Source organism: Burkholderia humptydooensis, assembly GCF_001513745.1.
Lineage (GTDB): Bacteria > Pseudomonadota > Gammaproteobacteria > Burkholderiales > Burkholderiaceae > Burkholderia > Burkholderia humptydooensis.
This window is the reverse complement of sequence record NZ_CP013380.1, coordinates 506,686-528,976: the sequence shown is the minus strand read 5'-3', so window position 1 is coordinate 528,976 and position 22,291 is coordinate 506,686. Positions and strand designations below refer to the sequence as shown.

Below are 22,291 nucleotides of genomic sequence, written 5' to 3'. Positions count from 1 at the left end.
GAACGAAAACGGATACGAAAAGAGGCGCCGGCTACACGCCGGCGCCTCTTTCGCGATGCAGGGAAGCCGCGTCACTTGACGCTGGCGAGCGCCTGATTCAGTTCGTCGGCGGACACAGCGCCCGGCAGGCGCGTACCGTCGGCGAGGAACACGGTCGGCGTGCCCGTCACGTTCATGCCGCGGCCGAGCGCGAGATTCTTGTCGAGCGCGGTCGTGTCGCAGTTCGCCGCGGCCGCGGGCGCGCGATGCTCGAGCATCCACGCCTGCCAGCTCTTCACGCGGTCGCTCGCGCACCAGATCGACTTCGACTTCGCCGTCGAATCGGACGACAGCACCGGATACAGGAACGTGTAGACGGTCACGTTGTCGACCGATTGCAGCGTCGTCTCGAGCTTCTTGCAGTACGGGCAGTTCGGATCGGAGAACACCGCGATCCTGCGCGCGCCGTTGCCCTTCACGACCTTGATCGCGTTCGAAAGCGGCAGGCTCGCGAAATCGATCTTGTTGATCTCGGCGAGACGCTCGGCCGTCAGGTTCTTGTGCGTCTTCGTGTTGACGAGCTCGCCGAGCAGCACGTAATTGCCCGACGCGTCGCTATAGACGATCTGCGAGCCGAGATTGACCTCGTACAAACCCTCGATCGGCGACTTCGTCACGCTCTTGATCGGGGCGTCGGCACCGAGGCGCGATTGCAGCGCGGCCTTCAGCTTGTCGGTGGACTGGTCGGCCTGCGCGGTGCAGCCGAGCGTCGCCGTCGCGGCGGCGAGCGCCAGCGTGGCGATACGAATCGTTTTTTTCATGCAAATCATCCTTCAAAGCGTGCGTGCATCGTCACAGTGTACGACTGACTGTGGCCGAGCAGTGTCCGACCGCCGCGCCGCACGAAGGTTCGCGGCGCCATCAGCCGAGCGCCGACGCAACCAGCCAGCGCTTGACGAGCGGCTGCGCGCCGACGAGCGCCATCCCCGCGTTGCGCACGACGCGCGCGAGCGCGCCCGGCAGCGAGAAGAGCCGCTGCAGGCCGTCGGTCGCGATCATCAGCGCGCGGATGTCCTCGCGCCGCGCGCGCTCGTAGCGGCGCAGCAGCACGGTGTCGCCGAGATCGCGGAACGCTTCGCGGTTCGCGAGGGTATCGGCGAGCGCGGCGACGTCGCGCAGCCCGAGGTTCATCCCCTGGCCCGCGAGCGGGTGAATCAGATGCGCGGCGTCGCCGACGAGCGCGACGCGCGGCGCGATCAGCCGGTCGACCGTCTGCAGCGCGAGCGGGAAGCCCTGCGCGGGCGTCACGCACTCGAGCGCGCCGAGGCGGTTCATCGTCACGCGCTCGACCTCGGCCGCGAGTTGCGCCGGATCGAGCGCGAGCAGTTCGTCGGCGTGCGCGGTGTGCGCGGACCAGACGAGCGACACGTGGCCGTCCGGCAGCGGCAGCAGCGCGATGATCTCGCCGTCGCGGAACCATTGATACGCGGTCTCGCGATGCGGCTGCGCCGCCTTGAAGTTCGCGACGACACCCGTCTGCCGGTAATCGCGCCGCTCGACCTTCGAGCCGATCTGCGAGCGCACCCACGAATGCGCGCCGTCCGCGCCGACGACGAGATCGCATTCGATCACGTCGCCGTTCGCGAGCGCGAGCGTCGCGGCGTCCGGCTTCACGTCGAGGCCCTGCGCGCGCGCGTCGAACCACGTGAGGTTCGGCTGGAAGCGCAGCGCGGCGTCGAGCGCGCATTCGATCAGCGACGATTCGCCGATCCACGCGAGCTGCGACACCGCCGCCTGGAACGCGGAGAAGTGCAGCTCGGCGTGCGCGTCGCCATAGACGCGCATGTCGTAGACGGGCGCGAGCCGGCCGTGGTCGAGCGCCTGCCACACGCGCAGCCGCTCGAGCAGCGCCTGCGAGCTCGCGGACAGCGCGTAGATGCGGGAGTCGATTGCAAGATCGGCAGGACGCGGGACGGCCGGCTGCGCGAGCAGCGCGGTCTTGTGGCCGGCCTGAGTCAGCGCGAGCGCGGCCGTCTTGCCGACGAGGCCGCCGCCGACGACGGCGACGTCGAAGGTCTGGTGATAGGCAGTCATGGCGGGAATTATAGCCGGGAGGGGCATGCCGCTTCGCTCGGGGAATTTGCGGTAAATCAGGGTGCGCGACGCGGCGACGCATGCGCCGGGCCGGTTTCGCGGCGGCCGTCCGATGCGGGTTTTCACGCAAGGACGAATGCCGCGCGGCGCGCCGGTCGCGCCGCCCGTCCGCGGCGATGTAACCGGTGCGCGAGCGCCGCGGCACGCGTACGGCACCGCGCATTACGCACCACACGTTTCCTTACAAACGCACACCGCTTGTCATGCGCACGGCCGCTACAGTGAGCCGACGCAACCACAGGAGATGTCGATGAAACGGATCGCGGCTCTCGCCGCCCTCGCGGTCGTGCTGGGCAGCGTGCTCACAGGATGCATCGTGGTGCCGGAAGGCGGCTACTATCATCATCGCGACTACTACTACCGGTATTGATCCGGTATTGATGCGGTGCGCCGATCGGCGCCGGCCGCGAATCGGCGGCTCGTCGCTCGCGGCTCGCGTCGCCGGTCCCGCCCCGCGCGATCGGCGGCGCCCGGCCCCAAGTGCGTTCCATCCCACTGAACGCTTGGCTGATTCCGCTCATCGCGTGCTATCGTTTCAATGACGACACGCCCCTTCCGCGAGCGTTGAAGAAACAGGTCTCAACCACCTTCGTGAGCACGGCCATGAGCGACCTGCGCCACCATCTCAATCAACAGGACCGAGTGGAGCTGCTCTGCTGGCTCGTCGTCGGAAATCTCGGCGCCTTTTACCTGAACGAGAGCTGGCCCGGTGCGGCCTTTCAGGTCCAGTCCGCGCACAAATGGCTCGATCGGCATGCGCGCGAGGCCGATTGGCTGACGCTCGCGAAGCTGTCGCTCATCGCGCTCGACATCGCGAAAAAGCACGCGGACTTCGTCAACGCGCCGTGGGCGCGCGATGCGGTAGAGGAAATCATCGACACCGACGATCTGAACTACGAAGCCCGCCTCGCGCAACTCGTGCTCGACGACTGCCGCGCGGCGCTCGCCGATCGGCGGATCGCCGACTAGCTCGGCCGGCGGCGGGCAGTCCCGCGCCCGTCCGAATCGCGCCCCCGAACGCGCTACAATTCATGCTTTCGTGGACGAAGCTCGTGCAAAATCGTCGGGCGACGCCCGATCCGGGCCTTTGTCCCGCCCCCGGATTTCGTCCAGCGACGGCCGCGCGCGGCTTCACCGGCGCACTCGACACGGCTCGCGGACCAGCCGTAACCCATTGAATCCCGAAGGAACCCATGAGCCTCAAATGCGGCATCGTCGGCTTGCCCAACGTCGGCAAGTCCACCCTGTTCAACGCGCTGACGAAGGCCGGCATCGCAGCCGAGAATTATCCGTTCTGCACGATCGAGCCGAACGTCGGCGTCGTCGAAGTGCCTGACGCGCGTCTGAAGGCGCTCTCCGAAATCATCAAGCCCGAGCGCGTCGTGCCGGCCGTCGTCGAGTTCGTCGACATCGCGGGCCTCGTCGCCGGCGCGAGCAAGGGCGAAGGCCTCGGCAACCAGTTCCTCGCGAACATCCGCGAAACCGACGCGATCACCCACGTCGTGCGCTGCTTCGAGGACGAGAACGTCATCCACGTCGCCGGCAAGGTGAGCCCGCTCGACGACATCGAAGTCATCAACACCGAACTCGCGCTCGCCGACCTCGGCACCGTCGAGAAGGCGCTCGCCCGCTATTCGAAGGCGGCGAAATCGGGCAACGACAAGGAAGCGGCGAAGCTCGTCGCGGTGCTCGAGAAGGCGCGCGCGCGCCTCGATCAGGGCAAGGCCGTGCGCGGCCTCGATCTGTCCGACGACGAACAGGCGCTCCTCAAGCCGTTCTGCCTGATCACCGCAAAGCCGGCAATGTACGTCGCGAACGTGAAGGAAGACGGCTTCGAGAACAATCCGCACCTCGACGCGGTGCGCAAGTACGCGGAAAGCGAGAAGTCGCCGGTGGTCGCGGTGTGCGCGGCGATCGAGGCGGAAATCGCCGACCTCGACGATGCCGACAAGGAAGCGTTCCTCGCCGACATGGGCATGGACGAACCGGGCCTCGACCGCGTGATCCGCGCGGGCTTCAAGCTGCTCGGGCTGCAGACGTACTTCACCGCGGGCGTGAAGGAAGTGCGCGCGTGGACGATCCACATCGGCGACACCGCGCCGCAAGCGGCGGGCGTGATCCACACGGATTTCGAGCGCGGCTTCATTCGCGCGCAGACGATCGCGTACGAAGACTTCATCTCGTACAAGGGCGAGCAAGGGGCGAAGGAAGCGGGCAAGATGCGCGCGGAAGGCAAGGAATACGTCGTGCACGACGGCGACGTGATGAACTTCCTGTTCAACGTCTGACGTTTTTTTCTGATCTCAAGAGCGCTCAGTAGCGCTCGGTGGACTGAGTGAGTCCTTTTAAATCAAGGGCTTGCCAAAAAATACGGTCTGCTGAGCGTTCCTATTGTTCATCGAGTTCTGAAAAATTCGGGGGTAGCGTTGGGGGGTACTCGTGTTCAACCGTGGGGGTACTTTTCCCCGCAGTGGAGTCCAACGATGCCCGAGAATCTACTCACCGACGCCAAGATCAAGGCGGTCAAACCTATTGATCGAGACTGGAAACTTTCAGACGGCGGGGGCTTGTTCCTGCTGGTCAAGCCAACCGGCGGCAAGCTCTGGCGGCGGAAATACCGCCTGCAAGGCAAGGAAAACCTCTTTGCCATCGGCAGCTTTCCCCAAGTAGGTCTTGCAGAGGCGCGCGCTGCCCGAGAACAGGCGCGCGCACTCGTCAAGCAAGGCATCCACCCGGCCCATGAGCGACAACGGGTCAAACAAAGCAACCTGGACGCGCTGGAAGAACGCAAGCGCGCCCGTGCAAGCTCGTTCGCCAAGGTGGCCCAGGCATACTTGGCCGAGATCAAGCCAGTCTTCGCGCCTAGCTCCTACCGCACGAAAGAGTCCCGCATCAGGAAGTACCTTTCGCCCAAGTTCGACGGGATGCCGATGAGCGACATTGGTGTCAAGCAGATTCGCCCGTTGCTTGAGGAATGCAAGTCCCACGGTGCCTGGGCGGCCATTCACGTCAAAGGCGATCTGTCGGCGATCTTTGAGTTCGCGGTGGTGCGTGGTTTGGTCGAGGCCAATCCAATTCCCAGCCTACGCGGGTTGCTACGCGTGCCGGTCAGCGAAAGTAAGGCGGCGATGGTGCGCGAGCAGATTCAATCGTTCTATCTGGCCTTGCGCGGCTACAGGGGCTACCCCGAAACCGCGCTGTGCCTGCGGCTCATTGCGCTGACCGCTTGCCGTCCTGGGGAAGCGGCTGATGCCGAATGGGACGAGTTCGACTTTGAGGATGCACTGTGGCGTAGGCCTGCGGCCAAGATGAAGGCGCGCCGAGATCATGTCAGCCCGCTATCTACGCAGGCCGTTGCAAGCACTGAAAGACTTGCAGCGCATCACTGGAGGTCAGCGCTATCTGTTTCCACACCGGAGCGGCAAGGGCTTCACCACGCCCAACCGACTCACCTACGCGATGCGCGACATGAATCTGGGCCGGGGCACGACGCCGCATTGCTGGCGGACGACCTTTTCGACCTGGGCCAACGAGAACGGATACCGGCCTGATGCGATTGAGCGGCAGCTTGCCCATGTGGAAAGCAACAAGGTTCGGGCAACCTATAACAAGGCGCTGTTGCTGGATCAGCGGCGGACGCTGTTGCAGGCCTGGGCGAACTATCTGAGTGCGGCGGAGGACAGCGGTATGGCATTGGCGGGATGTTGCCGTAGCTAGTGGGCAGGAGCAGCCCTTTCCCTTTTCTGGGTAGCGCCGTTGTCCCTTGGGGGCCGTTCCCTTGCCGTTTGCCTTTGCCGAGGGCTGGACGCTGGAAACAGGGGTAATTAAGAGGAAAAAGGGGTAATCCGAAACTTAATTGCCTATTTCTTTGGCACTCAGGCTCCGCCCCTTCTTTCTGGCCAGCCATGCCGGCCCCGCAAGGCTCTTATTGCCTCTTCTGCGTTCAGGAAACGGGGTAGTCAAACGATGATAATGAGGTATTTTTCGACACAATGCCCCATTTAATGACTATGATTACCCCATTTACACAGCCTGAGTTTACACTTTCATGCACTCGCTCACACCCGAGTACCTCGCCGCGCTTCGGTTCGATGGCACCCAGGCGGCCACGTTGCGCACACTGGGCGAGTACCAGGGCAAGCAGCAGCTATACGCCGCGCAGTCGCCAGAAGTCCTCAAGGGCCTACGGCAGATCGCGGTGGTCGAGTCCACCGAGTCATCCAACCGGCTGGAAGGTGTTGTCGTCGCGCCCTCGCGGTTGAAGTCTCTGGTTATCCGCAACGCAACACCAAAGAGTCGCTCGGAACAGGAGATCGCTGGCTATCGCGACGCCCTAGCGCTGATCCACGAGTCCGCCACGCACATGTCCTTCAACGAGGGCGTAGTGCTGCAATTGCACACCCTGCTGTACCGCTATATGCCGCAGGCGGGCGGGCGCTGGAAAGCCACCAACAACGACATCATCGAGCGCCATCCGGACGGCACGTCGCGGCTGCGCTTCCAGCCGGTCGCTGCGCACCTGACGCCCATGGCCATGGCCGATCTGGCCCGGTACTACGCGACCGCACTGGATCAGCACCTGGTCGATCCCTTGGTGCTGGTGCCACTGGCGATGCTCGACTTTCTGTGCATCCACCCCTTCCCGGATGGTAACGGCCGCATGTCCCGCTTGCTGACCTTGCTGCTGCTCTACCACTTCGACTATGCCGTGGGCCGCTACATCAGCCTGGAACGCATCTTCGAGGAAACCAAGGAAGGGTATTACGAGACGCTGGAAGCCAGCTCGCAGGGCTGGCATCAGGGGCAGCACGACGTCAAGCCCTGGCTCGATTACTTCTGGGGAGCCTTGCTACGGGCCTACCGCGAGTTTGAGGAGCGCGTCGGTACCATCGAGCGCGGTCGCGGTAGCAAAGGCGACCGGGTGCGCGCAGAAGTCTTGGGACGCACCCTGCCGTTTTCGATTTCCGAGATTGAAGAAGCTTGCCCGGGCGTAAGCCGGGACATGGTGCGGCTGGTGCTGCGGGCGATGAAATCGGAGCAGTTGATCAAATCAACGGGCAAGGGGCGTGGTGCGAAATGGAAGCGCATCGGCGCAGGCGGTAGCGGTAGCACGCTCAACGAAGATCAATAGAGGACGAGACGATGGACGTTTTCTCACTCAGAAGCCAGTTAATCGCGGACTACAGCAAGTTTGCGCGTTCCTTCACGTCCATACGAGCGGAAGACATTCAGACCGGCGTTCATGCGGCATATGCTGACGGCCGTTACTGGCCGGAGCCACTGATACAGATCAATCCACGCTATCGGCAGGGGCGCTCGGCGCAGCAGCTTGCCGCGACGAACGAGCTTTTGCCGACAACGGCTGCATTGTTTCCCATCGACCTCTACACCCACCAGGAACAGGCGATCGCTTTCTCCGCTCGGGGCGAGAGTTACGTGGTGACCACGGGAACCGGCTCGGGCAAGTCGTTGTGCTTCTTCATCCCGATCGTGGATGCGGTGTTACGCGCCAAGGCCCACGATAGCGCGCCTAGAACACGCGCCATTGTGATCTACCCGATGAACGCGCTGGCCAACAGTCAGCGTGAAGAGTTGATCAAGTTCGTCGGCAACGATGGTCCGGTAACCTTTGCGCGCTATACCGGCCAGGAAAGCAAGGAAGAACGCGATCGGATCAGGGACAATCCCCCCGATATTCTGCTGACCAACTTCATGATGCTGGAAATGCTCATGACCCGGCAGAATGAGACCGACAGTCGGGTGATCACCAACTGTGCCGGCCTGCAGTTTCTGGTGCTGGATGAACTGCATACCTATCGTGGACGACAAGGCGCTGACGTGGCCATGTTGGTGAGGCGTGTTCGAGAACGGCTGGCGCCGGAGCATCTGCAGTGCATCGGTACGTCAGCCACGATGGCCTCGGGCGGCAGCCAGGAAGGTCGCAATCAAAAAGTCGCTTCCGTTGCCTCCACTTTGTTCGCAACCCAGATCTCCCCCTTCAATGTCGTCACCGAAGATCTGGAACGGGCTACCGAGCCATCCGAAACTGCTGATTCGGTCAAACCGCAATTGGGCACCGCCATTGACGCGGGCGTTCCCTCACATGCCGATGATGCCACGCTGCAGCAGCATCCCTTAGCGATCTGGGTGGAAACACGCCTTGGCATCACGCGCGAACAAGGGGGGAAATGGGTTCGCGCCAATCCGCTGACCTTTGCCAAGGCCACCGAGCTCCTGGCCAAAGAGTCGGGCCGGGACGAGGTGGCTGCGGGTGCCATGCTGCGCGCCATGCTGCTGCTGGCAGCCCAGCCCGAAAAGCAGCGCAGTGCCGACGGACAGGGCAGCGAAAAAGCGTTCTTCGCTTTTCGTCTCCACCAGTTCATCAGCGGTGCTGGCGTCGTGTTCACTACCCTTGACGCTCCTGGAACACGTCCGGTCGAGTTGGAGGGACAACAATTTCTGCCTGGAGACGAGCAAAAAAGGCTGTACTCCACGCACTTCTGCCGAGATTGTGGGCAGGAGTACCATCCGGTCAGGATGCGCCGGGACGATACAGGTTGGGAGGTGCTAGCCCGTGACATCGACGATATGCCGAAAATGCGGGATGACGACACGGACGCCTCCGAAGTCGAAGAGGATGCCATCGGCGAACGGCTGGGCTTCCTGCTGCCCCTGAACGCCAACGATCCCATCGAATTCACGGGCAAGGTGGAGGACTATCCAGAGTCGTGGATTGAGACCACACGGCATGGTGAGGTGAGATTCAAGCGCACTCATCAGCGCTTGGAGGCCGAGCAACTGTCGATTCAAGGCAATGGCAAAGTCGGGCGAGGCCAGGAGGCCTGGTTCTTGCCCGGCAAGTTCCGTTACTGCCTGCGTTGCCGTACGGTGCATGGCGCTCAGGGCAAGGACGGCAACCGTCTTTCGGCACTGTCTGCGGAAGGGCGAAGCTCGGCGACTACGTTGCTGACTACCAGTGCGCTGCGCTGGATGCACGGCCAGCCATCCATTGGTTCCGACAAACGAAAACTGCTGGGCTTCACCGACAACCGCCAGGACGCAGCGCTTCAGGCGGGCCATTTCAATGACTTCACCTTCGTCAGCTTGTTGCGCGGCGCCATCTATCGAGCGCTGGTACAGGCGGGCACAACGGGTTTGAGCGACAGTGAGCTGGGGGCGGCCGTACGTGCTGCCCTAGGCTTCGATCAGCCACTGAGTGCGACGGAAACCCCGGAAGCAAGCCACCGTGGTGAGTGGATGCAGGAGCCGCAATCGGTCGGCCGGAACCTGGCTGATGCGGAGGAAGCTTTGCGCTTCGTGCTCGCGTACCGAGCCTGGTTCGACCAGCGTCGCGGTTGGCGCTACACCAATCCCAACCTGGAAGAACTGGGATTGTTGGAAGTGGACTACTCCGGCCTGCGGGCATTCTGCAGTGAGGCGGTGCGTTTCGACAAAGGGCCTGACCTGCTGCGAAACGCGACGCCGCTGGCCCGTGAAAAGGCCTTTCGCTGCCTCTTCGATTACATGCGCAAAGGACTGGCGGTGGATGCCGCCGCCCTCGATCCCAACCTGTTGCAGCAGCGTAAGGACGAAGCCTTGCGCTTGCTGTGCAATCCATGGGGCATTGGTCGGGAAGAGCGCCTGCTCGGCTGGCGCTGGCTATTTCTTCAGCCTCCCAATGCGAATGCATTGCGCGGCAAAGATGAAGAACTGGTGCTGCGCGGCGGGCTGCAGACGGTCCTGGGCAAGAGTCTGCGCAACTCGGCAGTATGGGAGCAGTCGGCGGCGGCCAACTTGCGGCGTGCCGACTATCAGACCTTGCTAAATGCCATGATCCGCGCCGCACAAGAGGATGGTTTCATTCGCAGGGATGAACACACTCTGTTCAACGTGCCAGGCTTCCGGCTCAATGCTGGCCGGGTGCAATTTCATCTGGGCGACACGTCCGGCACGCGGCCGAACGCTTTCTTCAAACAGCAATACCAAGCCATCGCCTCGATACTCGGACAACGCGATCGCTTCCTGTTCGGGCTGGAAGCGCGCGAACATACTGCCCAGGTCGATGGTGAACTGCGTGCACTGCGCGAAAGCCGCTTTCGCTTCGGCAGCAGCGAGCGAGACGCATTGAAAGACGGCGAACTGCACGATATCGCGCACAAGCAGGGCGAACCTACACGCTTCTTGCCCTTGATGTTCTGCTCACCGACCATGGAGTTGGGCGTGGACATCTCGGCGCTCAATGCCGTATACCTGCGCAATGTGCCCCCCACACCAGCCAACTATGTGCAGCGCGCCGGTCGCGCCGGTCGCAGTGGCCAGGCGGCGCTGGTAATGACCTACTGCGCCGCGCGCAGCCCGCACGATCAGTATTTCTTCCGTGAGCCCACCGCCATGGTGCATGGCGTGGTCAAAGCGCCGTTGCTGGATCTGGCCAACCAGGATCTGATTCAGAGCCATCTTCAGGCTGTCTGGCTGGCCGCTAGCCGCAAGGAGCTCGACAGCTCGATTTCCAACATCGTCGATCCTGGCGTGCCGCAACTGCCCGTGCGGGCGCACATCGTCGGAGCCTTGGGTCAGGAAGGGGTGACAACCGAGGCGACCCGGCAAGCCATCAACGTGCTGCGCATGGTGGAGGAACACCTGACGCCAGAGCGCGCTCCGTGGTTCACCGACTGCCAGGCCTATGCCGAGGCGGCCATTGCATCGGCACCGGAAGCCTTCCATCGTGCCTTCAATCGCTGGCGAGATCTATTCACTTCGGCGGAACGGCAGAAGCGCCTGGCCAATGAAACCTTGAACAACTACGCCATTACCGATAAGCGCGAGCGCGATGACGCCAAGCGCCGTTGGCGGCAGGCGTCCGATCAGATCGAGTTGCTCCTGCACGGCCGCGACTCCTTCTCCAGCGATTTCTACACCTACCGTTATCTGGCCACCGAGGGCTTTCTGCCGGGCTACAACTTTCCGCGGCTGCCGTTGATGGCCTACGTCCCCGGCCGGGCCGATGTGCGGGGCGGCAATACCTTCCTCCAGCGTCCACGCTTTCTGGCACTTTCCGAGTTCGGGCCTCGCAGCTTGGTGTATCACGAAGGCCGCGCCTACAGGGTAGTACGCGCTCGCATTGCATTGTCGTCCGATGATCCCGGCGGCGCCGGCGGCACGCTCAGTACCCAGTCGGTACGCATCTGCTCGAACTGCGGCGGCGCGCATTTCGAATCCTATTGGAACGACTGCCATGCCTGTGGCCAATCGCTGTTGGATGCGCTGAAGATCAACAGCCTGTATCGCATCGACAACGTTGATACCGAGCCCACCGAACGCATCACTGCCAATGACGAGGAACGACAGCGCCAAGCCTTCGAACTGCAGACCACCTTCCGCTGGGCGATCCGCAATCGCAACGTCGACGTGCGCACCGTGCTGGCCAAAGACGGTGACGGAGGAATATGCACTCTACGCTACGGTGCCGGTGCCACCATTACTCGCATCAACAAGGGATTGCGCCGGCGCCGAGAACCGAATGACTTCGGCTTCTTCATCAACTCTCGGACAGGGTGGTGGGAGGGAGAGGAGCGCCGTTCGGCCAACACCGCCAACGAAGGGGATCGTCTGCCGCCGCAACGCGTGGTTCCTTACGTCCAGGATCACAAGAACGCCCTGCTGCTGCAACCTTGTGGCTCCTGGGACGAACAGACCTTCGTCACTCTGCAGCATGCGCTCAAGCGCGGTATTGAAGCGGCTTTCCAGCTCGAAGAGGCCGAATTGCTGGCTGAGGCGTTACCCGATCTTCGCCATCGCAACGGTGTGCTGTTCTATGAAGCGACCGAAGGCGGCGCTGGCGTGCTTACCCGGCTGGTCAATGATCCATTGGCGCTGCAACAGGCTGCACGCCATGCGTTGCGCATCATGCACTACGACGTACCGGTTGACGGTGGTGAATGGCCGGCCCTTGAGAGCCGCCAGGAACAGCCTGATATCCGCTGTGTCGCGGGTTGCTACCGTTGCCTGCTGTCCTATTACAACCAGCCCGACCACGAACTGATTGATCGGCGCAACGCCGAGGCGGTTCGCATTCTCTGGCGCCTGGCCCAGGTCGAAGCCATTGCCCAGCAGCAAGAGGCCGAGCCGTTTCTACCCGCCGAGCCGGAAGCCTTGTCTGGCTGGGCAGGCCAATGGCATCAGGCGGTGGCTATGCATCTGCCCAGTGGCCCGCATCCGGCGAGCGTGGAAATCGAAGGCCTCGCCTTGCTGCACTGGCCCGACCATTACGCCGCCATCGCCCTGCCCGATACCCCGCGCGATTTGCAGGCCGCCTGGGAAGACCGCGGCTACACCTTTATCCGCTTCCCTGCCGACGCCGACGCCTGGCCGATGCTGTTCCAGCGTTTGGGCCGTCTGCTGGGACTATGAGAACCATCGAGATGTCTATTCCTCAATACACCCCGGGCTCCCTGATACATGCGCGCGGGCGCGAATGGATCGTGCAGCCCGGCAGCGTTCCCCCATTGTTGCGTTTGCGGCCCTTGTCCGGCAATGAAGAGGACGGCGCACTGATCCACATTGACCTGGAACCCAGCATCGAATCCGCTCACTTCCCGCCACCCGATCCCTCGCTGGAGGGCAGTCAGGGCGAAGCCATCCTGCTCTCCGATTCGCTGCGCTTGGCATTGCGTCGCGGAGCCGGTCCTTTCCGCAGCTTCGGCAACATCGCGGTAGAGCCGCGTACCTATCAACTGGTGCCGCTGTTGATGGCGTTGCGTCTTGATCCGGTGCGCCTGCTGATCGCCGACGACGTGGGGATCGGCAAGACCATCGAGGCCGCCCTGATCGCGCGCGAGCTGCAGGATCGCGGCGAGATCCAGCGTATGGCCATCTTGTGTCCGCCGCACCTTGTCGAACAGTGGCTGCGCGAACTCAACGACCGCTTTCACCTGCACGCGGTAGCTGTCACCGCGACCAGTGCAGCCCGATTGGAGCGCGGCATCCCGGTCGGTGAATCGTTGTTCCAGGTGCACCCAGTCACCGTCGTCAGTCTCGACTACATCAAGTCCGAGCGCCATCGTCACGACTTCATCCGTGCCTGCCCGGAGTTCGTTATCGTCGACGAAGCACACACCTGCGTCAGCGCGGGCCAAGCTCGGCAACTGCGCTTCGAGTTGTTGCGTGCGCTGGCAGCCAACAACGCGCGCCACCTGGTTCTGCTCACCGCCACCCCTCACAGCGGCGACCAGGATACGTTCTACAGCTTGCTGGGGCTGCTGAAACCGGGGTTCGCTGCGCTGGCGACCGCCAGCGGCGATACCAAGGAAAGGCTGCGCGATCAGTTGGCGTTGCACTTCGTGCAGCGGCGGCGCCCCGACATCGACGAATGGCAGGACGGCAGCATCTTCCCCCGGCGCGAAACTGCCGAGCTGACCTATCGCCTTGGAGGCCCGTGGGAAAACTTCTTTCAGGACGTGCTCGACTACTGTCGTGAAGTGGTACAACGCGCGGGTGGGGACGAGCGGAGTCAGCGACTCAGCTTCTGGGGCACCCTGGCCTTGATGCGCTGCGTCGCCAGCAGCCCGGCCGCGGCCGTACAGGCGCTGCGCACCCGCTTGCTGGCCGAACAGGTGGAACAGGCGCCTGAAGATATCCTCGGCCCGCTGTTCGATGGCGCGGAAGATGCGCTCAGCGAAGACGATGTGGTGCCAGCCGCTGACACCGGCGATCCTGCCCTGCTCGACCTGTTGAACAAGGCCGAAACACTGGCCGGTGAAGAGAGCGATCCCAAACTGCGTCTGCTCGGCAGCCACCTTAAGCAGCTTATCGACGATGGCTTCAATCCCGTGGTGTTCTGCCGCTACATCGCCACCGCCCGCTACCTGCATAACCATCTGACAGGCAGATTCCGCGGTGTCACCGTGGAAGTGGTGACGGGTGAATTCCCGGCCGAAGAGCGGGAGCGTCGTGTCGATGCCCTGGGCGAAGCCGAGCGTCGCCTGCTGATTGCCACTGACTGCCTGTCCGAAGGCATCAACCTGCAGGAAAACCTCGATGCCGTCGTCCATTACGACCTGTCCTGGAACCCCACGCGCCACGAGCAGCGTGAAGGCCGGGTTGATCGTTTCGGCCAGACCAGCCCCAGGGTGCGCGCCACCCTGATCTATGGCGCCAATAACCCGGTGGATGGTGCCGTACTGCAGGTTATCTTGCGCAAGGCGGAAAAGATCCGTCAGGAACTGGGCGTGCCAGTGCCACTGCCCGACGACGACCACACCCTCACCCAGGCGCTGATGAAGGCCGTGATGCTGCGCAGCGAACGTGCAGGCGGCCCGCAACGCTCCTTTGATTTCGATGACTACGAGGAAAGCCGGGCACTCGACGTCCGCTGGACCGGCCTGGCCGAAAAAGCTAAGAAGAACCGCACCGTATTCGCCCAGCGCCGCTTGCGGCCTGCTGACATACTGCCGGAATGGGAGCGCATGCGTGCCGTGCTTGGCAGCGGCGAAGACGTCAAGCGTTTTACCACCCAAGCCATGGCGCGTCTGGGGGCGGGATTGTCGCCGCGCGCCCGTGGAACCGCCGCGCCCATCAGCGCCTTGCCCGCAACGCTGCGGGAGCGGCTGGCAGCCGAAGGCGTGGATGGCGATTTGCGCATCGACTTCAACCAGCCCCCTGCGCCGCGCTGCCGTTTCATCCACCGCAGCCACCCGTTGATCGCTACCCTGGCCGACGAACTGCTGGAGCGTTCCTTGGCGGGGAAAACCCATGACGGCCAGCAACTGGCCACGCTGGGCCGGATCGGCGTCTGGCGCAGCCAGGCGGTGCAGAGCGTCACCTCGGTGCTGTTGCTACGCCTGCGGCACCAGATCAGCACCGTCCGCGATGGCCGTAACCATACCTTGCTGGTCGAAGAGGCCCTGCCCGTGGCCTGGCAAGGCCGTACCGATCCAGTTGAAATTCATGGTGATCAATTGCTTGCCTGGCTGGAGGCGCCAGCCCAAGGCAATCTGCCGGACGTGGTGCGTCGGCGCGAAATGCACAACCTGCTGGAGACGCTGCAGCAGCGCCAGGAGCAACTGCAACGCCTCGCCGATACCCAGGCCGAAAGACTGCTGGCAGATCACCGGCGCGTGCGCGAAGCCGCCGATGCACGGGGCCGCTATGAAGTCCGCGCACTCAAGCCGGTGGACGTCATTGCCGCCTATGTCCTGATGCCTGGAGGTGCTGTATGAGCCGTCGCAAGGATGCTGTGCTGCAGTTCGATGCGATCGCCATCGAAGGCGGACTGCTGCCGGCGGAGTGGCTGGCCAAGGTGGCCGCCCTGCAGGTCGCACACCAGGCCCCCACGGACTATGGCGTTCCAAAGGGCCTGAATCTGCGCGATGAACTGGGGCGCTACTGGCGTATCGCAGAGGCGCACTGGAACGATTTCGCCGCCGCCCGCGCGGGTGCGAGCAACGCCCATGCATTGACACAACGCTTCGTCACTCAACTGCTGCGCGAAGTGCTCGGCGTCACCGATATCGTTGCAGGCATCGAGCCGCAAATTCTGGATGAGCGCAGCTATCCACTCACGGCCACCGCTTGCGATGGACGGTTGCCGCTGGTGGTCGCTCCCTACCACCAGCGCCTGGAAGAGCGCGATCGCAGCTTTGGAGATGGCGGGCGCCAGCGCAGCGCCTTCGGCTTGTTGCAGGACTACCTCAATGCGGCCAACACCGCGTTGTGGGGCATCGCGAGCAATGGATTGTCGCTGCGGTTGGCGCGCGACAATGCCAGCCTGACCCGCCCGGCCTGGATCGAAGCCGATCTGGATCGCATCTTTACCGAGCAGCGTTTCGCTGACTTCTCACTGTTGTGGCTGCTGATCCACGCCAGTCGCTTCGGCCAAGGCCAACAACTGCCGCAGCAATGCGCATTGGAAGCCTGGTACGCCGCCAGCCGGGAGCAGGGCACCCGTGCCCGCGAAAAACTGCGTGTCGGTGTGGAGGACGCGCTCCAGACCCTGGGTCAAGGCTTCCTGTCCGAAGCCGCCAATGGCGCCTTGCGTCAGCGCCTGGCGAGCGGCGAACTCACGCCCGACGACTACTTCCAGCAACTACTGCGCCTGGTCTACCGGCTCATCTTCCTGCTGACCATTGAGGAGCGTGGTCTGCTGCACCCGGATCAAGCCGCCCCCGAAGCCATTCGTCTGTATCAGGACGGCTACAGCCTGCGTCGCCTGCGCGAACGCACCCGCCGCCGCCGTAGCTGGGATCGCCATACCGACCTCTGGCAGGGACTCAAACCAGTTTTTGCAGGGCTGGCCAGTGGGCAGCCGCTGCTGGCGCTGCCGGCACTGGGCGGTTTGTTCGCGATCGATCAATGCCCTGATTTGGATCACGCAGACCTGAACAACAGTGCCCTGCTGGCCGCGACTCACCGGCTGGCCTGGATACCTGATGGCAGTAGTCTCACCCGCATCAACTGGCGTGACATGGGGCCGGAAGAACTGGGGAGCGTCTATGAAAGCCTGCTGGAACTGGTGCCCCAGGTCGCCCAGGATGGCCGTGTGTTCCGCTTTGCCAATGCCGAGCAAAGCCAGGGCAATGCCCGCAAGACCAGCGGCAGTTACTACACGCCCGACCCTCTGGTACAGGAATTGCTGAACTCCGCGCTGGAGCCGGTCATCCGCCAGCGCATAGCGGGTGCCAGCGATCCGCAGGCCGCACTCCTGTCCATTACCGTTTGTGATCCGGCCTGCGGTAGCGGCCACTTCCTGCTCGCCGCTGCAAGGCGATTGGCCAACCACCTGGCGCAATTGCGCGCTCAAGGCACGCCCAGCGGCGACGACTACCGTCAGGCGCTGCGCGACGTCATTGGCCACTGCATCTACGGCGTGGATTTGAACCCGCTTGCGCTGGAACTGGCGCGCATGTCCCTGTGGCTGGAAGCCATGACGCCCGACAAGCCCTTGGGCTTTCTCGATCACCACCTGCAATGCGGCGATGCCCTGCTCGGCATCCTCGACCCAGCCACGCTCGACCTGGGCCTCCCGGATGCCGCCTTCACTCCCTTGAGCGGCGACGACAAGACCCTGACCAGTGTCCTGAAAAAACAGAACAAGCGGGAACGGGAAAGCTGGCAGCGTGCTCTGCAAAGCGGCGATCTGTTTCGTGAGGAACAACTGGCTGCCCGCACCGGTGCACTGGAGCAACTGACCGACGACGACCTGGGCCAGGTAGCCGCCAAGCAGGCTCGCTGGCAGCAGGCCCGCGCAGCCGCCCGGCGGAGCCGCCTTGCCCGTCTGGCCGACCTGTATATGGGCGCCTTCCTACTGTCCAAGACTGGCGACTGCCTGCTGCCCACTTCGCGCCACCTATGGGCGGTGGCCAACAACGAAGTGGAGCCAACTTTGGCCGACGCGGAAACGGTTGCTCGGGCCGCTTGTGCTCAGGCTCGGGTGCTGCACTGGTGGATAGCCTTCCCTCACATCGCCGAACATGGTGGGTTCAGCGTGATGCTGGGCAACCCGCCGTGGGAACGCATCAAGTTGCAAGAAGAGGAGTTCTTCGCCAACCGCCACGGCGATATCGCCAACGCTAGGAACAAGGCCGAACGCAGTCAACGCATCCAGTGGCTGAGTGAAGGAACGTTGGCCAGCAATTTGGATCCGAATGGGCATCGCTCTGAACTGGCGTGCGAAAGCGAACGTCGCATGTACCAAGAGTTCATCACTACCCGCCGCACCGCTGAGGCCACCAGCGCCTTCGTTCACGTCAAGCGCAGCGAGGGAGGACGCTATCCTATGACCGGTGTCGGCGACGTCAACACATATGCGCTGTTTGCCGAGACCTTCGCGCAACTGGTGGGGCAGCAGGGGCGCACGGGGCTGATCGTGCCCACTGGCATCGCTACCGACGATTCCACCAAGGCGTTCTTCTCCACTATCAGCCAATCTGGGCGACTGGTCAGCCTGTTCGACTTTGAGAACGTCGAAGGGGTGTTCCCCGGCGTGCATCGCAGTTACAAATTCTGCCTAATGACTCTGGGCAAAGCGGACGCTGCGCGATTTGTCTGCTTTGCCACTCAGGTTAGCCACTTAGCCGATTCCCACCGCCACTTCACCCTGAGCCCGCAGGAGTTCGCCCAGATCAATCCCAACACCAGTACCTGCCCGGTGTTTCGCAGCCAACGCGACGCGGAACTGACGAAAAAACTCTATCGCATGGCGCCGGTGTTGATTCGCGAAGCGCACGTGGACGAAAACGGCGATATTGTGGAACCGGAAGCCAACCCCTGGGGTATGCGCTTCCAAACCATGTTCCATATGTCCAATGACAGCCGTTTGTTCCGAGACGATGATTCACCGGATCGCTTGCCCCTGTACGAAGCCAAGATGATCCACCAGTTCGACCATCGCTGGGTCAGCTACGTGGGCGATCCCTCCCGTAAGGATGATTTGGCCACGGTGGGCTTGAGCAAGGCGCAAAAAGCCGATGCGGGCTTCACCCTGCGCCCGCGCTATTGGGTCGAGCAGTGTGAAGTGCTGGCTCGCATCGCTCGCGTCCCTCGCGCCGTCAGCAAAGCTTGGTTGGCCGGGCACCAGGCTGGCTCTCCAAGCGAGCGGCGCAGTGCACTGGATGCCCTGTGGCTGGCGCTGGCCCAGTGGATCACCGGCGAACTCTTCCGACGTGACGCCGGCTCTGTCAATCCTGACGGTAGCTACAACGATGCCTGGAAACTGCATACCACCCCGCGTGTGGAACATACCTTGGTCAGCAATTACCCTGCCTGCGCTGCGGCTCTGCGCGACAACGGAATCACCGGCAAAAAGGCCATCACTGAATTTGTGAAATGGGCACAGCAGGACAACAGCCTGCCGCTCACCGACCGCGAACTCGCGATTCTGCAAGGTATCGCCGCGCTAACCGCCGCAGATACCCGCGACAACGCCCTGCATACCGAACTCGACACCTGGATGGATCGCCGCAGTCCTCGCTGGTTGGTGGGCTGGCGGGATATTTGCCGTGCCACGGACGAGCGCACCGTAATCGCTTCGGTGATTCCGCGGGCTGGCGTAGGGCACACCATGCCATTGTGGCTATCACCAGAATCGCCCAAGAAACAAGCGGCGTTGCTTGGATGCTTGAATTCGCTCGTCCTCGATTACGTTGCGCGGCAAAAAGTCGGGGGAACACATCTCACCTATGGCTACACCAAGCAGCTTCCTGTGTTGCCTCCCGATAGCTACACCGAAGCCGATCTGGCCTTTATCGTCCCGCGCGTACTGGAACTGACCTACACCGCCCACGACTTGGCTGACTGGGCTGCCGACCTTGGCTATACCGGCTCACCCTTCCCTTGGCGCCCCGAACGCCGTGCCCATCTGCGTGCCGAACTCGATGCTTACTACGCCAGGCTCTACGGTCTCACCGGGGAAGAACTGCGCTACATCCTCGATCCCGCCGACGTGGCCGGCGAAGACTACCCTAGCGAAACCTTCCGCGTACTCCGAAATAATGAGCTGCGGGATCTCGGGGAGTACAGGGAGGAGTCGTCAGCTACGCCCCTTCGATTGGCCAGTGTCGATGGCGAAACCCGTCGCGACTACGTGCAGTACCGAACCCAGCATCTGGTGTTGGAAGCCTTCAAGCGGGGTATCCAGGTAGAAGACGCATTGCCTGTTCAGGGTGAAGTCATGGTTCGGCACGTCGTAGACCGCGCATCCCTGCCTGATGGATTCTTGACACGACCACAACAGGATGAAGTCGCTGAGACGGGGGTGGCCCTGGCCGCCTTGCTCAAGGCTGCGGAAGCCCCATGGCCAGTGTGCCATGTACGCCTTGCTGCCGTCTTGGCGCTTGAGCCCAGGCTGATGACGCCTTTGCTGGACGCGCAGGATGCTCTGGATTGGCAACGTCTGATAGGCGAAGAAGCCAGGCCGCTCTCCGGAGCGGTGTTGAGCTTCACACCGCGTGCAAATCAGGCTTGGGGCAGAGCTGTGCGTTTCCTGCGAAGCAATGGCTACCTGGTTGAAGATCTGGCGGCGGGAACTTGGGCCAAAGGTGCCGAACTGGATGTTCCTGCTGCCGAATGGGCCGAAGGGCGCGCCCGGATGGTTCTTGCTTTCCTGCAAGCGCGAGGACAGGACTTCGATCGTGTCATTCGTGAGTTGCCTGACGAGATAGGGGGATGGATTGAAACCGCAGCCTGACATGTTCCAGCAACAGCTATGCATCACTCCGCCGGCACAGATGCATGAGCCACGTCTATGGGTGAAGCGGCTGGTGATATGGGAAAAGCCTGGAGAGCAGCCTTTGCGGGATGTCTCATTACGCCCAGGCCTGAATATCGTCTGGACGCCGGACGACAATGGCATCGGCCATGGTGGAGGCAAGACCTTGTTCTGCAGGCTGCTGCGCTATTGCCTGGGCGAGGACAAGTTTGCTCCCGAAGATCAACGGGACGGAATCGGTTCTGCATTTCCCAACGGATGGGTTGGAATGGAGGTCGTGCTGGATGGCACCTGTTGGGCCGTTCTTCGGCCATTGGGCATCCGGAGGCGGCACTTCGCCGTATCGGGCGGCAATCTCGACGAGCTTGTCCTCAGCGAAATGCAGGCCACGAGCCTGTCTCCACTGCTCAACGCCATCGAAGAGAATCTCCTGACACCAGGCGTCAGGGATCTGATCTCTGGCAAAAAAGAAGGGCATCAGGCTTGGCAGATTGCCTTGGCGCTGTTGAGCAGGGACCAGGAATGCAGATTCGACCATGTCCTTGAATGGCGATCCTCGCTATCCGACTCGGAATCGCCGGCGCGTGGACTGAACCGAACCGAGAGACTGGAAGCACTGCGCGCCCTGTTGAACGCCATCGATCCATCCGAGCAGACGCTACGTGTCGACATTGCTGCCATGAGCGAGTCAAGTCGAAGCCAGGAGCAGGAAATAGGCCATCGCGCCTGGGAAATCCGCAAGCTCAGAAAGCAGCTTCTGGAAGTGCTTGGCGTCACAGACGATGAACTTGCGCAAGGCGCTCTGGGCGTCGAAATTCTGCGTCGGGCGGCGCAGGAACGGTTGGCAGCGGAAACTCCGTCCAACAGTTCGGGCGCAACTCCGGATATTGATTCCGTGCGGCAGGCGCACGAAAGCGCCCAGGCGGAGGTGGCAAGAATCCAGGCTGATATCGGAAAACAAGAGGCTGTGATACCTGCCATCGAGCGCGCGATATCCGCGATCAAGGGCGAACATCCAACCTTGGTCTACTCACTCAAGGAAGCAGAGAATTATCCCTGTCCCATCTGCGAGGTGCCGATTGACCGCGTGCTGGCGAGCCAATGCGGGTTGTCACATAAGGTTCCAGATCTGGAGGCCTGCAAGGCCCGGTTGGAGAGCGGTAGGAAAACGCTCAAGGATGAACAAGGGCGCCTCGAATCTGCCCAATCCCTACTGAAACAGTTGCGGCCTGGATTGGCATTAGCAAAACAGGATGCGGCGCGCAAGGAGCAGCGCTACCAGAATCTGCTGAAACTTCGCGAGCAACGCGATGGGACGTGGTATGCCGCGCGCAAGGCAGTGGACGACGTCGAGCGCTTGGCCGCGCTACTCGAACAGCAACAATCTGCCGAAGCCCGCCTGGACAGGCACCAGACCGACATTGAGCAAGCACGGGAGCGAATCGGAGCACTGCAAAACCAGAATGCAACGGCTTTCTCGAAGCTTGCCCAGAAGTTCGACCCGATCATCAGGCGTCTGGTCGGACCTGAAGCCAGTGGCGAAATCCGATTGACCGGAAACGGGCTGAGCCTGATTGTCCAGATGGGCGGAGATCGTTCGACATCGGCCATCGACTCGCTGAAGGTCGTGGCCTTCGATCTCGCGACCCTATGCATGAGCATCGAAGGTGACACCAGACTCCCGGCTTTTCTGCTTCATGACAGCCCGCGAGAAGCCGATTTGGGGCTCGCGCTGTACCACGGCCTGTTTCATCTTGTGCATGAACTGGAGGGGCTCGGGTCAGCTCCCCTGTTTCAGTACATCGTAACGACAACAACGCCACCGCCACAAGCATACGCACAGGCGCCTTGGGTCGCCATACAACTGCGGGGCTCTCCTGCTTCTGCCCGTCTCTTGAAACGAGATCTTTGAGGGGCAAGCATGAGTCCATGCGAAATGAAGCTGCCTACCCTTGT

Annotated in this window: 10 protein-coding genes; 8 read left to right on the top strand and 2 right to left on the bottom strand. The window is 62.5% G+C overall.

Features of this window, described 5'->3' with window-relative positions; all coding sequences use genetic code 11:
* Positions 1 to 71: 71 nt before the first annotated feature.
* Positions 72 to 800, bottom strand: a complete 729-nt coding sequence (locus tag AQ610_RS02440; protein ID WP_009913704.1) for a DsbC family protein — start codon at positions 798 to 800, stop codon at positions 72 to 74.
* A 100-nt stretch (positions 801 to 900) separates the two neighbouring features.
* On the bottom strand, positions 901 to 2,073 hold the full coding sequence (locus AQ610_RS02435) for a UbiH/UbiF family hydroxylase (protein ID WP_006029814.1): 1,173 nt from the start codon (positions 2,071 to 2,073) through the stop codon (positions 901 to 903).
* A 663-nt stretch (positions 2,074 to 2,736) separates the two neighbouring features.
* On the opposite strand from AQ610_RS02435, the gene AQ610_RS02425 reads away from it, so the two are divergent.
* The 8 genes from AQ610_RS02425 to AQ610_RS02390 all read left to right on the top strand — a co-directional run bounded on the left by AQ610_RS02425 (position 2,737) and on the right by AQ610_RS02390 (position 22,247).
* On the top strand, positions 2,737 to 3,102 hold the full coding sequence (locus AQ610_RS02425; protein WP_004186799.1) for a hypothetical protein: 366 nt from the start codon (positions 2,737 to 2,739) through the stop codon (positions 3,100 to 3,102).
* A 224-nt stretch (positions 3,103 to 3,326) separates the two neighbouring features.
* Positions 3,327 to 4,421 carry a redox-regulated ATPase YchF gene (gene ychF / locus AQ610_RS02420; RefSeq protein WP_006029815.1) on the top strand — a complete coding sequence of 365 codons (1,095 nt, stop codon included), beginning with the start codon at positions 3,327 to 3,329 and terminating at the stop codon, positions 4,419 to 4,421.
* A 195-nt stretch (positions 4,422 to 4,616) separates the two neighbouring features.
* On the top strand, positions 4,617 to 5,684 hold the full coding sequence (locus tag AQ610_RS02415; protein ID WP_009916496.1) for a tyrosine-type recombinase/integrase: 1,068 nt from the start codon (positions 4,617 to 4,619) through the stop codon (positions 5,682 to 5,684).
* A gap of 497 nt (positions 5,685 to 6,181) precedes the next feature.
* Positions 6,182 to 7,264, top strand: coding sequence for a Fic family protein (locus AQ610_RS02410; protein ID WP_009916497.1), 1,083 nt, complete (start codon positions 6,182 to 6,184; stop codon positions 7,262 to 7,264).
* Positions 7,265 to 7,275: 11 nt separating this feature from the next.
* Positions 7,276 to 12,543 (top strand): DEAD/DEAH box helicase family protein, encoded by a 5,268-nt coding sequence (locus tag AQ610_RS02405; RefSeq protein ID WP_006029817.1) that lies wholly within the window; start codon positions 7,276 to 7,278, stop codon positions 12,541 to 12,543.
* A gap of 11 nt (positions 12,544 to 12,554) precedes the next feature.
* On the top strand, positions 12,555 to 15,350 hold the full coding sequence (locus AQ610_RS02400; protein ID WP_006029818.1) for a DUF8741 domain-containing protein: 2,796 nt from the start codon (positions 12,555 to 12,557) through the stop codon (positions 15,348 to 15,350).
* Positions 15,347 to 20,314, top strand: coding sequence for an Eco57I restriction-modification methylase domain-containing protein (locus AQ610_RS02395; RefSeq protein WP_043283404.1), 4,968 nt, complete (start codon positions 15,347 to 15,349; stop codon positions 20,312 to 20,314). Before AQ610_RS02400 ends, AQ610_RS02395 begins: the two co-directional genes overlap by 4 nt.
* A gap of 1 nt (position 20,315) precedes the next feature.
* Positions 20,316 to 22,247 carry a chromosome segregation protein SMC gene (locus AQ610_RS02390; protein ID WP_231748939.1) on the top strand — a complete coding sequence of 644 codons (1,932 nt, stop codon included), beginning with the start codon at positions 20,316 to 20,318 and terminating at the stop codon, positions 22,245 to 22,247.
* Positions 22,248 to 22,291: the final 44 nt, after the last annotated feature.

What these genes read in the sequence shown, in the direction of transcription:
- AQ610_RS02390 (WP_231748939.1), top strand. Translation starts at nt 20,316, where the DNA reads ATGTTCCAGCAACAGCTATGCATCACTCCGCCGGCACAGATGCATGAG.
- AQ610_RS02410 (WP_009916497.1), top strand. Translation starts at nt 6,182, where the DNA reads ATGCACTCGCTCACACCCGAGTACCTCGCCGCGCTTCGGTTCGATGGC.
- AQ610_RS02440 (WP_009913704.1), bottom strand. Translation starts at nt 800, where the DNA reads ATGAAAAAAACGATTCGTATCGCCACGCTGGCGCTCGCCGCCGCGACG.
- AQ610_RS02405 (WP_006029817.1), top strand. Translation starts at nt 7,276, where the DNA reads ATGGACGTTTTCTCACTCAGAAGCCAGTTAATCGCGGACTACAGCAAG.
- AQ610_RS02400 (WP_006029818.1), top strand. Translation starts at nt 12,555, where the DNA reads ATGTCTATTCCTCAATACACCCCGGGCTCCCTGATACATGCGCGCGGG.
- ychF (WP_006029815.1), top strand. Translation starts at nt 3,327, where the DNA reads ATGAGCCTCAAATGCGGCATCGTCGGCTTGCCCAACGTCGGCAAGTCC.
- AQ610_RS02395 (WP_043283404.1), top strand. Translation starts at nt 15,347, where the DNA reads ATGAGCCGTCGCAAGGATGCTGTGCTGCAGTTCGATGCGATCGCCATC.
- AQ610_RS02425 (WP_004186799.1), top strand. Translation starts at nt 2,737, where the DNA reads ATGAGCGACCTGCGCCACCATCTCAATCAACAGGACCGAGTGGAGCTG.
- AQ610_RS02415 (WP_009916496.1), top strand. Translation starts at nt 4,617, where the DNA reads ATGCCCGAGAATCTACTCACCGACGCCAAGATCAAGGCGGTCAAACCT.
- AQ610_RS02435 (WP_006029814.1), bottom strand. Translation starts at nt 2,073, where the DNA reads ATGACTGCCTATCACCAGACCTTCGACGTCGCCGTCGTCGGCGGCGGC.